The 12,641-nt window shown below is 35.9% G+C and carries 11 protein-coding genes; 3 read left to right on the top strand and 8 right to left on the bottom strand.

All coding sequences use genetic code 11. The annotated features are described in order from the left end of the window. Nucleotides 1-284: 284 nt before the first annotated feature. From FHP04_RS02265 to FHP04_RS02245, 5 genes are all read right to left on the bottom strand, one after another. Nucleotides 285-818 (bottom strand): hypothetical protein, encoded by a 534-nt coding sequence (locus tag FHP04_RS02265; RefSeq protein ID WP_139854210.1) that lies wholly within the window; start codon nt 816-818, stop codon nt 285-287. Next, entirely contained in the window at nt 808-2,742 is a 1,935-nt protein-coding gene (locus tag FHP04_RS02260; protein ID WP_139854209.1) for a hypothetical protein, read from the bottom strand. Before FHP04_RS02260 ends, FHP04_RS02265 begins: the two co-directional genes overlap by 11 nt. A gap of 225 nt (nt 2,743-2,967) precedes the next feature. Continuing rightward, nucleotides 2,968-4,005 (bottom strand): glycosyltransferase family 9 protein, encoded by a 1,038-nt coding sequence (locus FHP04_RS02255; RefSeq protein ID WP_139854208.1) that lies wholly within the window; start codon nt 4,003-4,005, stop codon nt 2,968-2,970. Nucleotides 4,006-4,059: 54 nt separating this feature from the next. After that, complete coding sequence (locus FHP04_RS02250) at nt 4,060-4,668, bottom strand: DUF4254 domain-containing protein (protein WP_139854207.1); 609 nt, start codon at nt 4,666-4,668, stop codon at nt 4,060-4,062. Nucleotides 4,669-4,982: 314 nt separating this feature from the next. Further along, nucleotides 4,983-5,936: a DUF6427 family protein gene (locus tag FHP04_RS02245; protein WP_139854206.1), complete on the bottom strand. Its 954-nt coding sequence runs from the start codon at nt 5,934-5,936 to the stop codon at nt 4,983-4,985. A gap of 40 nt (nt 5,937-5,976) precedes the next feature. On the opposite strand from FHP04_RS02245, the gene FHP04_RS02240 reads away from it, so the two are divergent. Then, nucleotides 5,977-6,204: a DUF6341 family protein gene (locus FHP04_RS02240; protein WP_306785648.1), complete on the top strand. Its 228-nt coding sequence runs from the start codon at nt 5,977-5,979 to the stop codon at nt 6,202-6,204. Between the two features lie 41 nt (nt 6,205-6,245). Here FHP04_RS02240 and purD read toward each other — a convergent pair whose 3' ends face one another. Then, the gene (gene purD, locus FHP04_RS02235) at nt 6,246-7,517 is read right to left on the bottom strand and encodes a phosphoribosylamine--glycine ligase (RefSeq protein ID WP_139854205.1); all 1,272 of its coding nucleotides are present in this window, start codon (nt 7,515-7,517) and stop codon (nt 6,246-6,248) included. Nucleotides 7,518-7,725: 208 nt separating this feature from the next. Between purD and FHP04_RS02230 the strand changes: the two genes are divergently transcribed. Both FHP04_RS02230 and FHP04_RS02225 read left to right on the top strand, forming a co-directional pair. Beyond that, the gene (locus FHP04_RS02230; protein WP_139854204.1) at nt 7,726-9,036 is read left to right on the top strand and encodes a phenylacetate--CoA ligase family protein; all 1,311 of its coding nucleotides are present in this window, start codon (nt 7,726-7,728) and stop codon (nt 9,034-9,036) included. Between the two features lie 12 nt (nt 9,037-9,048). Beyond that, a complete protein-coding gene (locus FHP04_RS02225; protein ID WP_139854203.1) occupies nt 9,049-10,212 on the top strand; it encodes a glycosyltransferase family 4 protein in 1,164 nt (387 codons plus the stop codon). On the opposite strand, the gene FHP04_RS02220 is transcribed toward FHP04_RS02225, so the two are convergent. Both FHP04_RS02220 and FHP04_RS02215 read right to left on the bottom strand, forming a co-directional pair. Then, nucleotides 10,209-11,561 (bottom strand): exopolysaccharide biosynthesis polyprenyl glycosylphosphotransferase, encoded by a 1,353-nt coding sequence (locus tag FHP04_RS02220; RefSeq protein ID WP_139854202.1) that lies wholly within the window; start codon nt 11,559-11,561, stop codon nt 10,209-10,211. The two genes, FHP04_RS02225 and FHP04_RS02220, sit on opposite strands and share 4 nt — an antisense overlap. Before the next feature lie 2 nt (nt 11,562-11,563). Next, complete coding sequence (locus tag FHP04_RS02215; protein ID WP_139854201.1) at nt 11,564-12,553, bottom strand: UDP-glucuronic acid decarboxylase family protein; 990 nt, start codon at nt 12,551-12,553, stop codon at nt 11,564-11,566. Nucleotides 12,554-12,641 lie beyond the last annotated feature (88 nt).

Here is a 12,641-nt window from a genome sequence, read left to right as displayed (position 1 = left end):
TCCAAAAGGGGAGAGTTCGTAGTTGTTTTTCTCTTCCTCGCTTGCATTTTTCTACTTTGAAAACCAAAATAATGGATGGCTTAGCTTCTGCCCATCGAGGGTTTCGATACATATTTTTGAGTCTGTAAACCAAAGTCTTTTAATTTCTATATTATTTTCTAAAGTGTTCATTATTAAAAGAAAAATCTAAGACCGAAAACGATAAATGAGGTCGGCATACCTATTTGCTTTAGTGCAAGTTAGTGAATTTATCCAAAAATATCTTTTCATTGATGTAATTAAAGTTATTCCAGCACCTCAAATTCAATCCTGCTGTCTGCGTTGGCTCCGGCAATATTGGTCTCAATTCTATACCTATTGCAATCTTCACCTATAATATCAATAAATTCCGCGGTAATAAAATTATAATTCCCAACACGATTAAGCGTCATTTTTAATTCAAACTCGTATCTGTCGGTTTCCAGATTGTAAGGCATGTTAAACCAATTTGATATCCTTCCCTGAGAGCCTGTAAGAAACTCTAAACCATTGCCCTCATACAGTCTATTATTGCTTACCAATAAGGCATTTTGTAGCCCAGTAACCTCCAAAAGGTTTACATTGGGCTCGGCAAAATAGGGCGATATATTCGCAATGCTCGTTTTAAGGGTAATTACATCACCCTTGGTATAAGTATCTTGGAGGGGCTCCAAGATTATAAGATCCGGAACTCTTGCAAAAGTTGCCATATCATCGCAGAATTCCCTTGGGGGATCACAACCTAAAATAAAGCCTGTCAATACTATGGCTACAACAACATTAATATTTTTAGTACCCATAACTTGTAAATAATTCATTGATCTTAACAGCAGTGGCAGCACTTCCGGCACCTGTGCTTATCAAACTATTTTTTAATGCGCTAGCAGAAGTAACGCGGCCAGTAAGCTTGTTGAAAATTGGCTGTAGACTCGTGCCAGTACTTATGGAGTAATTGTCGATAATGTTGTTTAAAGGATTTCCGTTACCATCAAAATGCCGGGCAACCATATCACCATTAGGGTCCTGTAAATCCCAGAAAATTCCCGTCAAGAACCAGCCATTGTTATCTGTACGAGTTATTTGCATAGGTACATCATACACATTAAAATTTTCCATAAATGTGGCGGGGCTGGTTTGCCAACCTCCACCGCTCCAAGCCTTACCATACGTATCGTTCATCATATAAAATTCCATAAAAGTGGCCCAACCTTCGGCTACTGCAATGCGCTTTGCAGCGTTTAGGGTTGGCTTTGTGCCGTTGTGGTATGGATCGCCGTGTTGGATATCGTTATTTATTTCGGACGCAAAAAGATTTGCCCAAAATGTCGCACCGGCCTTTCTGGCGTGGGAATAATGGCTGGATTCGTGGAAAACCGTTTGTTCTATCCGAGCTGTGTTTGGATCTCCATTTGGACCTTTCTTATCTTTGAGTCCGGTATAGAGATTGTCAGGTCTTAAGTTTGCAGGCAAGAGTGTTATTAAATTGCTGGTCATTGCAGCCCAAAAAGCACCTTGGGTAACACCGGCAATCTGAGCCATATCGGCCAATTGGGGGTATCGGTGGAGCATGGGAGTAGAAGTGGAACCGTTACCGTTTTCCCAGGCCCACACTATGGCACCCTCAATTTGCTTGTCGATACCATGCGTGGCAGCATACGAATTATATTTCATCAAACCATTGTGTATCGTGCCCTTGTACCATAAATGGTCCTCGCCCAAATTTATGGTGCGTGTGCGGTCGTTATTATTACGGGTGAGGGTCATTAAATGATCTGATACCTGTACCCCCAGCAATTCGTTCCAAGACTTGCGGATAGTTGCCGTAGCGTTTCTCCATTTTGACCTAATCCTAACTTTGCCGCGATAACTTTTGTTGGCCACAAAATAGCCATTTGTATTTGTGGTCACATAATGCCACCAAACACCCCTTCCAACACTAATTGTGGCATTTATTAGCCCCTCATTTTTTGACCCGGTTTCGGTGTTGTGCATTTTTACATAACCTTTTGGGGTAAATTTTCGGCCTCTTTCAAGCTGGTCCTTGCTTATGCTATCTAAATATGACGGAAGATCGGCAGGTGTCACATTATAGCCATGGTCTGCAACAATATCCTCTTGCCAGTCTGCCAGGACTAATGCCACCGTCTCTACATCATATTCCGCTTCGGTTGGCTCATATAACAAATCCAGTACCTCATAGGGCAAGGTTTGCGGCATTTGATAATTTAATGGGACAACCGTGTAAACAGGATAGTAAAGATCGTTTTCAGTTGCAGGCCAAAAATAATAATCTCCTTCTTCTATCAGCTCATAATCCATTGGATAATCCTGGAGTACAAGGGGATTTGTGGAGGTGGGGTCGCCGATCTGCTCCAAAATTTGCAGATGGGCTTCGGTGGTGGGCAAAATTTTTATGTATTTGTGTGTGGCCGTAACCTGCTTGCCCTGAAATGGTGAATTTGGCAAATAATTATTGTAATATGCAAAAGCGGAATCCATTGTTGCAACCGAATAAGCATTGGTCCTTTGGCCGCCAAGAACAATTTGTTTTTGTTCAAACCATTCTTCATTTTCAGTACCTCTTTGGGCCGCTGAGGAAACGCTCTCCATCGGTGTTAAGGTTTCATTTTTGAATTCCTCTCTTTCGCAACTGCTAAAGAAGAGAGAGAGAGAGAGAGAGAGAGAATAAGTGTAGGTGTTAAAAATCTCTTTTTCATGGGTCAAAAAATATATTTCGTTTAAGCAGGCGAATTAAGAACAAAAAAAGACACAAATATTTTTTTAATTGTTAAATTTTAATAACCTCATTTTTTCCAAGAATTGAATTGTAATAAAGTGTGACAAAATTCCCTGCCTGAAAGCCTCAACTACTGTCAAAAAATCATTGCACAGTGAAGAAATACACAAGCCGAAGTAAAGGAACCATTCGTGGAATTTAAATAAAATAAGCTATTCCAGTACCTCAACAATTTTAATGACAACAGTTTGCGGTGCAATAGTCTTTATTGCATCTTCATACCCTTTCGGAAATTTATTTCCGTAAATAGAAGTTGGAATTAAAGGAAATTTTTTTCGGTCAGCAAGTAATTGGTTGCTTTCTGGCTGGCCAAAAGGTACAAAACCAGCATACGGATGTGTAACGCCCCAAAGCGTAATTACTGAAATGCCATACATTGCCGCCAAATGACCATTACCACTGTCCATAGAAAGCATTAAGTCTAAATTTGAAATTAGAGCTAACTCTTCTTCAAAGCTTAATTTTCCAGCTACGTTAGTTACATTAGCGAAAGGATTTTCAAGCTTTTTAAGTTGTTCAATTTCCTTCTTTCCTCCGCCAAAAAGAAAGATACGGTATTTATTGGTTTCATCTAGCTCTTGAATAACTTCAGTCATTAAGCTTAAAGGATACATTTTTCCGTCGTGAGCCGCGAAAGGTGCAATGCCAATCAGTTTTTTTTGCTCTACACCAATTAAGCCGTTGAGCTTAGGGGTTAGTTGCTTTTTAGGTGGCGCTACATACTGACTTAAATCTAACGGAAAGCCAAGTTTTTCAAAAACATCGGCATAACGTTGATGCGTTGTTTTTAATTGCGAAATACTTTTCCCTTTAGCGTTAACCAATGCTTTTTTCTCTGCTCTGCCCTTATCAATCTTAACCGATTTAATCCATTTAAAAATCAGATACTTAGTGATTATTTTAGAGCGTATAACATTGTGTAAATCTGCCACAACCTCGACCCCATTGGCTTTTGCTTTTTTAGCAAGCTTAATTAACCCCAAGTTTTTATGTTCGCCGTAAACGTCTGCCTCAAGAAATTCTAAATTTGGTATCCCCTCAAAAAAAGGTTTAAAATGCGGTCGTGATGCTACTGTAAGCTTTATATCGGGATGGGTTTGACTGAAAACCCGAAGGACAGGCACCGTCATAGCTACATCGCCCATTGCAGATAGGCGAATTACTAATATATGTTTTGGGTTTTTAGCCATGGGAATAAAGAAACCCTAACGAGTTATTAAAACCTATTAGGGTTGATTGTTAAATTATTTCTTTCCGCGAAGAACTGGATTTAGTTCATCGTCGTTGTACATTTTCATTTGTTTGTACACTTTCATATACTTTCTACCATTAGCAATATCGTCTAGCAATTGGTTAATCGCAGTGCTTAAATCCACACGCTGCTCCAACAGCACATTCAATTTTGCTTTACAAGCCATTTGATGTTCTTGTGATGCATCTTCACGCTCAGCTTCTTCATTCATATGGTAAACTTTCAATGCTAAAATTGAAAGACGATCGACACCCCAAGCAGGACTTTCGGTGTTAATAGTAGCATCGACGTTTACCTTTACGTCCTTATATTTTTCTAGGAAATAGCTGTCGATATATTCAACCATATCGGTTCTATCTTGATTAGAAGCATCTATCTGACGCTTTAATTTAAGCGCAGCAACAGGATCGATATTTGGATCGCGGATGATGTCTTCATAATGCCATTGAACAGTGTCTATCCAACATTTGCGATATAATAGATGTTCCAGTAACTGACTGTCTTTATCGTAAGGATTACTGAAAGGTTGATCTACAGTGTTTACTTCGTGGTATTTATTTATAACTTCTGCGAAGATTTTATTGGCTTTGTCTGAAAACATATTTTTTTATTTATCTAAGGTTTTTCGAACCTTGTAGGTTTATTATTGTTACTTAACTTAATTATTACCTAAAAGGCTTTAAAGACCTTGCAGGATAATGCTAAAAACGCTGCCAGAGTACAGGTTAATATCTTCAAATAAGCTCAGACACCGAGCTTATTAGGCGGAACCTATATAGATACCATCACAGGTTTTTGCTTAAAATACAAATGTATCAAATTTTGCCTTAGGATTTAGAAAATGATGTTTAGCTTCCTATCTTGTTATGACGAATAAACGAATATCACTTTCAGTATTTATTGTACAACTGGCTATTATAAAAACATAAATACGAAGGGTAATAAAACAACCATCCAAAGCAGGGTTTCCTTAAATCTATATTCGATAACGTCTTCTTTCACAAAACCTTTTGCGCCAAAATTTTCGATATAATTGGCTGCTATTATAGAGAGTGGAGCCATTATAAATAAAACTTCAGCTCCTGTTTTTTCTGGACCTAAAAGTGCTACCACAATACTCACCATACTCACGTAAAACAGCAACAGATAATTCGGTTTACTTTTAGAAGGTATACTCGCAATTTTAGCTGTTCTAGAAATCCCTGCCCATATATAGAAAGCTAGTAATACCGTTACTGGTACTAATATAGATGCCGAATTGTAATTTGAAAAGTCTAAACTTATTTCATCCCTCCAGCTAAAAAACCAAGCAAATGAATCGTTTGTTAGCAATTGATAGGTAGTATTCAAAATTACGACTGCAAAAAAGCCAATAAAAGGAATAAGCATTTGCTTATAATTGGTGTTTGGTTTTTGGATAATCGCTATATATAAAGGAACAATAAACAGAAGGCTCCAAAAGTAGTACAGGGATGCTGCTGTAATCCAAAAACTTGAGTCTAGAATTTTCTTTTCAGAATTAGTATCACTTCGAAGACTCATTATCCTGCGTAATGCTAATAGGATTAACAAATTTGCAAGGAGTATTTCGTGATTAAGAAAAACAACAGGAAGCATCACCATAAAGCACGAGAAAAACAAAATTGCGAAAGTGTTGTTTTTTGTGAGGTGATTTTTTCGGATGATAAAATCAAACAATAGCAAACTAAACACACTTAATGCTATAAATAAGGAATGCTTAAATAGCGAAGTAGAGCTTAAGTCTATATTCGACTCAGAAAATAAACCCAATAAATATCCAAATACAATAAACACAGAGAGTATTAAATAGTTTATAGGATTAGATTTCCCGAAAAAGCTTGTTAACATAGGGTTTTTTTATATTTTTGCTTTCTAAAAGTTTAAAGATATGGCCTTGAAAGATATTTGGGAAGGAATTGCTTCCTTTTTTGAAACCGTTTTATTGAATCCACTAGATGGTATGCGTGACTTTGAATTACAAACTTGGTGGGGCGCTAATATTATGTCTTGGATATTTCTTGTAATTGGTTCGGTAGCTTTTGTATACTGGTTACTTCAATTGAAAAAATACGACGAAAATACTGAAGACACACATACTTACGAGGAAACAGTATAATTGAGGTTTATTTTTAATCCAATATTTTTAGAGATATTGGATTAAAGATCAAACCCAATATCTCTACGATAATTCATCCTATCGAAACTTAGTTTATCTATGTTTTGATAGGATTTTTTTAGCGCTTTTCTGAAGTCATTATCCATTGAAGTAATTGCTATTACACGTCCTCCATTAGTAAGTACTTTTCCTGCTTCAGATTTAGTTCCAGCGTGAAATACGATTGAGTCTTCTATATTTTCCAATCCTGAAATTTCTTTACCTTTCTCATAATCTTCTGGATATCCACCCGAAACAAGCATCACAGTTGTAGCCGCTCTTTCATCTATTTCAATATCGATAGTATCAAGCTTTTGACGATAAGTAGCTTCCAATACATCTACAAGATCTGTTTTAATTCGCGGAAGAACAACTTCAGTTTCAGGGTCTCCCATTCTAACGTTGTATTCTATTACATACGGTTCGTTATTTACCTTAATTAACCCGATAAAAACAAAGCCTTTATAGTCTATGTTTTCTTCGCTTAGACCATTAACCGTTGGTTTTACAATGCGATCTTCTATTTTTTTCATCAACTCCTCATCTACAAATGGCACTGGAGAGATTGCTCCCATTCCCCCTGTATTTAAGCCTGTGTCACCTTCGCCTATACGCTTGTAATCTTTTGCTGTAGGCAGAACTTTATAATTTTTGCCATCTGTTAATACAAAAACGCTTAGTTCAATTCCATCTAAAAACTCTTCAATAACAACTTTAGAGCTAGCTTCACCAAACTTACTATGGGTTAGCATATTCTCAAGCTCTTGCTTTGCTTCGTCTAAATCGTTTAAGATTAAAACACCTTTTCCTGCTGCCAATCCATCAGCTTTTAAAACATAAGGAGGGTTTAATTGTTCTAAAAATGTTTTTCCAGCCTCTAGGGATTCTACAGTAAAGCTCTCGTAAGCTGCCGTAGGGATGTTGTGCTGCATCATAAACTCTTTTGCGCGCTGTTTACTTCCTTCCAACAAAGCGCCACGCTTAGAAGGCCCTATAAGCATAACGTTCTTCAGCTCTGAAGTTTCAGCAAAGTAATCGGCTATTCCTTGTACTAACGGATCTTCTGGACCTACCACAACCATTTCGATATTGTTTTCAACAACATAATTTTTTATGGCTTCAAAATCGGTTACATTTATTGCTACATTTGTTGCAATTGACGCTGTACCTGCATTTCCAGGTGCAACAAAAAGATTTGAACAACGAGAGCTCTGTGCTATTTTGTAAGCAAATGTATGTTCGCGACCGCCAGAACCAAGGATTAGAATATTCATAGATATATTTTTTATACCTACAAGGTTTTCAAAACCTTGCAGTAAGATTTAATTTTAGGTGGTTTAGTTATTTTAAAACTCTTTTAGGTTTTAAATTGTACCTAAATCCAGGTGTCAAAAATAATTGTTTGTACCTTGAACCACTAATTTATTTAAAACGAATTTGAGTTTTGATAATTTGTTTTTGATTTAAACTGAAAGTAATCATTTGAGACTTTTTGATATTTCACTTTTTCTTAAACGTTTTCCTATAAAGAAAGCCAAGGAGGAATTGCTTCTAACTTCTGAAATAGATGAGGCAAACTACGAGCGTTTTTTGAATAACAAAAAAACTGAAATCGTAAAGCATCACTTATTGCACAATAATTTTTATCGAGATTTGGTAAATGGAGATTTTAAAAATTGGGAATCACTTCCAATTATGAAAAAAACTGATTTTCAAATTCCTTTACAACAGAGACTTTCCAAAGGTTTTTCAGAAAAGAACATTTATACAAACAAAACTTCAGGTTCAAGCGGTAATCCAATGCGCTTCGCAAAAGACAAATATAGCCATGCAATTACATGGGCTTACCACATGGAACGATTTGGATGGTACGGAATAGACTTCAACACTTCGCTGCAAGCACGGTATTACGGAATTCCCTTAGACACCATTGAAAATAAAACTGTTCAACTAAAGGACTTTCTAGCCAAGCGCCATCGGTTTTCAATTCTTGACCTTTCTGAAGAAGCTTTAGATAAAATGCTCAAAGTATATACACAGAAACCTTTTGATTATATCAATGGTTACACCAGTAGTATTGTTTTATTTGCAAAATATTTAAAGTCTCAGAACATAATATTAAAAGATGTTTGCCCAACTTTAAAAGTCTGTATAGTTACATCTGAAATGCTTTTCGAAGACGATAAAACATTACTTCAAAATCAGTTAGGCATTCCTATAGTTAATGAATATGGCTGTTCGGAAGTAGGTGTTATAGCTTTCACTAATTTAAATGACGAGTGGGAAGTAGATTCCAAAACACTTTTTATGGAAATTTTAGATGAAAACAACGCCCCACTACCTTTAGGGCAAGAAGGCAAAATAGTTATCACTTCATTACACAATAAAGCGCATCCATTTATAAGATATGAAATTGGCGACTACGGAGCATTAAGTGAAAAAAGCACTCCGAAAAAGCCTATTTTAAAAAAATTAGTTGGAAGAACTAATGATTTTGCGATACTTCCAAGTGGGAAAAAAGCGGCTGGAATGACTTTTTACGTAATCACCAAGAAGATTATGGAAGAAAGTGGAAACATAAAAGAATTCAAAGTAACCCAACTAAAGAAAGATACTTTTGAAATAAATTATGTGAGCGATGATACTTTAATTCCAGAAAAAATTCAAGCTATAACAGAAACTCTTGAGCAGTATTTAGAGAAAGGTTTGAGTTTTCATTTTAATAGACGAGAACAATTAGATAGAACAGCAAGCGGCAAACTAAAACAATTCGTTTCCATGGTTAAACAATAATTATTCTGTAGTGTGCAAAAAGAAATTCTCTTAATAACAAACTATTTTCCACCCGAAAAAGGAGCTGCGGCAAACCGCATGCATAGCATTGCAGAGAACTTAGGTAAAGCAGGATATACTGTAAAAGTAATTTGTCCTTTACCAAACTATCCCAACGGAGAAATATTTGAAGGCTATCGCGGGAAATTGTCAATATCTGAAAAAACTCCTTTCGGAGAAGTTTCGCGTTTGTGGACATGGCCAAGTAATTCTACAAACAAGTTTATTCGGTTGCTTTCAATGCTTTCATTTTCATTGAGCTTAGCGGTATTTTTCCTTTTTAAAAAAACTCCAAAAAAAATATTTATCCAATATTCTCCAGTATTTGTTGGGTTTACAGCAGTTTGTTTGGGAAAAATATTTTCAAAAAAGATCATTCTAAACATATCAGACCTTTGGCCATTAGCAGGTTTGGAAATGGGTATTTTAAACAAGGGGTTCTATTATACGCTACTTTTAAAAATAGAGCGTTATTGTTACAAGAAATCCGACTTAATTATCGGTCAGTCTGAAGAAATTCTCCAACATATTTCAAAACTTGAAAATAAAAAGCCACTCTTTTTATATCGAAATATTCCAAATTTTAAAGTACCAAAAATCAGTGATAGTCCTACTTCTAAGGAGGTGAAAATTGTATATGCCGGTTTGTTAGGCGTGGCTCAAGGAATTTTTGAAATCTGTGAAAAAATCACTTTTCCACAAAATGTAAGTTTTCATATCTATGGAGCAGGACCCGATGCAGAAAGGCTAAAATCGTTACAATCTAAAAACGTTTACTTCTATGGGGAAGTCGATAGAGCGGTGCTACATATAGAGCTTGAAAAATACGACATTGCATTTGTTCCTTTAACAAATAGAATATACGGGTCTGTACCTTCAAAAATATTTGAATATACACGCTTAGGACTTCCTATACTTTACTTTGCAGGAGGTGAAGGAGGGAAAATTGTAGCTAAAGAATCTTTGGGTTGGGTAATTCCTGTGAATAACACTAAGAAACTTCAAGAGTTTATTAATACTATTTCCGAAAACGAATTGAATACGTATCCAAAAGAAATAATTCAGAATACCGCAGTTTCAGTATTTAATTTTGAAAAACAATTTAAGGCATTTATAAGCGCAATTGAAACTGTTTAATACGCTTTTTCTTCTCCTCTTAGGGCATTGTAAATTGTTTGAAATACAATTTTTATATCCAAGAATAAGCTCCAATTTTCAAGGTAAAAAATATCGTATTTCACGCGATTAATGATATCGCTTTCACTTTCTACCTCTCCTCTAAATCCGCTTACTTGTGCTAAGCCTGTAATTCCTGGTTTAATAAAATGACGAACCATAAATTTGTCTATACGCTCTGCATACATGTGCGTATGGCTCACCATGTGCGGTCTTGGCCCCACAACAGACATTTCACCTTTCAGAACATTGATAAACTGCGGCAGTTCATCCATGCTCGTTTTTCTAATTATTCGCCCTACTCGAGTAACTCTCTCATCCCCTTTTTTAATCTGATGTAAATCGGCCATAGGATTTGGTTTCATCGATCGGAACTTATAACAGTAGAATTCTTTGTAATCCAAACCGTTTCTTTTCTGTTTAAAAAACACTGGACCTTTCGACTCCAGTTTTATAAATAAGCCTAAAAGTGGTGTAAGCCATGAAAGTATCCCAACAATTACTAGTATTGAAAGTACAATATCAAAACCTCGTTTTATAAACTTATTAAACGGTTCATCCATCGGAATTTTTCGCATAGAAAGTATTGGAAGCACTCCGTAATATGTGAAATCAAGTTTTTTGGTATAAATCTCCTTGTTATCCGGAAGGAACTTTAATATTTTAAGGTTGTTATCTACAAAATCTATGAGCTTTATTAAATCCTTATTCCCTATTTCTGCAACCGAAGAATACACCTCATCGATATTTTCTTTAAGAATGTAATCCATACATTCTTCTATAGAAGTTTTATTAGGTCCTTTTAAATCAAATGTTTTAACCAGTTGATAACCATATACTGGATTTTCATTAAAAAACTTTCTCAGCTGATCTGTTTTTTGGTTAAGACCGATAATCACCACCTTTCTAACGTTTCCGCCTAAATAAAGTCGGTATTTTTTTAGAAGAAAATATATTCCAAACTTCACTGTTGATATGCTTAGCATTACAACAACTATATATTTGAAAATAAGTGATGCTGAAACTTCTATATTGTTATAAAACCCAAAAAAGGAGAATACGATTAACGCCAAAATTATCCCTTGCTTACCTAGCAAAGACATTATTTTTGACATATGTGTAAAACGATAGATTTCATAAAATCCTGATCGTAGCGAAAGCAATATCCAAGCGAAGGTTAGGTAAATAATAAAGTTAAATAGCGGAATGCTATTATTGAAAAACTCGAAAGCCAAAAAATAGAGTAAGACAAGATCTAGTCCGTATGAAATAGGCCTTATAAATCCAGAATATCGTCCGCTTTTAAACATACTTACCCTCTATTGTGTTTTGAAAAATCTTTGTGTTCGCTTTTAAAGAGTTCTTCTGGTGATAAATTTTTAAAATATTCAAAGGTAATTCGCATACCTTCTGCTCGTGAAACTTTTGGCTCCCATCCTAGCACTTCTTTCGCTTTAGAAATATTTGGCTCACGCTGTAATGGATCGTCTTGAGGTAAAGGTTTAAAAACAATCTTTTGACTAGTGTTCGTAAGTTTTATAATTTCTTTTGCAAAATCAAGAATTGTAATTTCTTCTGGATTCCCAATGTTTACAGGTAATGCATAATCACTAAGCAGAAGGCGGTATAAGCCTTCAACTTGATCGTCTACATAGCAAAACGAACGGGTTTGTAATCCATCCCCAAAAACGGTTAAGTCTTCTCCACGCAGCGCTTGACCTATAAAAGCGGGAATAACACGACCGTCGTTCAATCGCATTCTTGGGCCATAAGTATTAAAAATTCTAGCAATTCGCGTTTCTAAACCATGGAATCGGTGATACGCCATGGTTAACGATTCCTGAAATCTTTTTGCTTCGTCATAAACTCCGCGAGGACCAATGGTATTTACATTGCCATAATATTCTTCCGATTGTGGATGAACCAATGGGTCGCCATAAACTTCAGAAGTCGATGCTATTAATATTCTAGCTTTTTTCTCTTTTGCTAATCCCAAAAGGTTATGAGTCCCTAATGAACCAACTTTTAAAGTTTGGATAGGGATTTTTAAGTAGTCTATCGGACTAGCAGGAGAAGCGAAATGAAGAATATAATCTACTTTTCCAGGTACGTGCACAAACTTTGTAACATCGTGATGGTAAAACTCGAAGTCTTCAAGTTTAAAGAGATGTTCTAAGTTTTTTAGATCACCAGTAATAAGATTATCCATTGCGATAACGTGGAAGTCTTCAGCAATAAATTTATCACATAGATGTGAGCCTAAAAACCCGGCAGCACCTGTTATAAGCACGCGCTTTTTCATCTGAATAAATTATTTGAGAAAAAGTAATGCTTCGATTTCGCGCTGCATAGGGATAGAATACCCCAACTTACATTTTCTGTTATATTAT

This window comes from Aequorivita sinensis, assembly GCF_006346335.1.
Taxonomy (GTDB): domain Bacteria; phylum Bacteroidota; class Bacteroidia; order Flavobacteriales; family Flavobacteriaceae; genus Aequorivita; species Aequorivita sinensis.
Note: the sequence above shows the minus strand (reverse complement) of the source record. Positions and strands in the feature narration are given on the sequence as shown.

Coding starts and splice junctions, on each gene's coding strand:
- FHP04_RS02250 (WP_139854207.1), bottom strand. CDS start 4,668: ATGTTTTCAGACAAAGCCAATAAAATCTTCGCAGAAGTTATAAATAAA.
- FHP04_RS02255 (WP_139854208.1), bottom strand. CDS start 4,005: ATGGCTAAAAACCCAAAACATATATTAGTAATTCGCCTATCTGCAATG.
- FHP04_RS02220 (WP_139854202.1), bottom strand. CDS start 11,561: ATGTTTAAAAGCGGACGATATTCTGGATTTATAAGGCCTATTTCATAC.
- FHP04_RS02265 (WP_139854210.1), bottom strand. CDS start 818: ATGGGTACTAAAAATATTAATGTTGTTGTAGCCATAGTATTGACAGGC.
- FHP04_RS02240 (WP_306785648.1), top strand. CDS start 5,977: ATGGCCTTGAAAGATATTTGGGAAGGAATTGCTTCCTTTTTTGAAACC.
- FHP04_RS02245 (WP_139854206.1), bottom strand. CDS start 5,936: ATGTTAACAAGCTTTTTCGGGAAATCTAATCCTATAAACTATTTAATA.
- FHP04_RS02215 (WP_139854201.1), bottom strand. CDS start 12,553: ATGAAAAAGCGCGTGCTTATAACAGGTGCTGCCGGGTTTTTAGGCTCA.
- purD (WP_139854205.1), bottom strand. CDS start 7,517: ATGAATATTCTAATCCTTGGTTCTGGCGGTCGCGAACATACATTTGCT.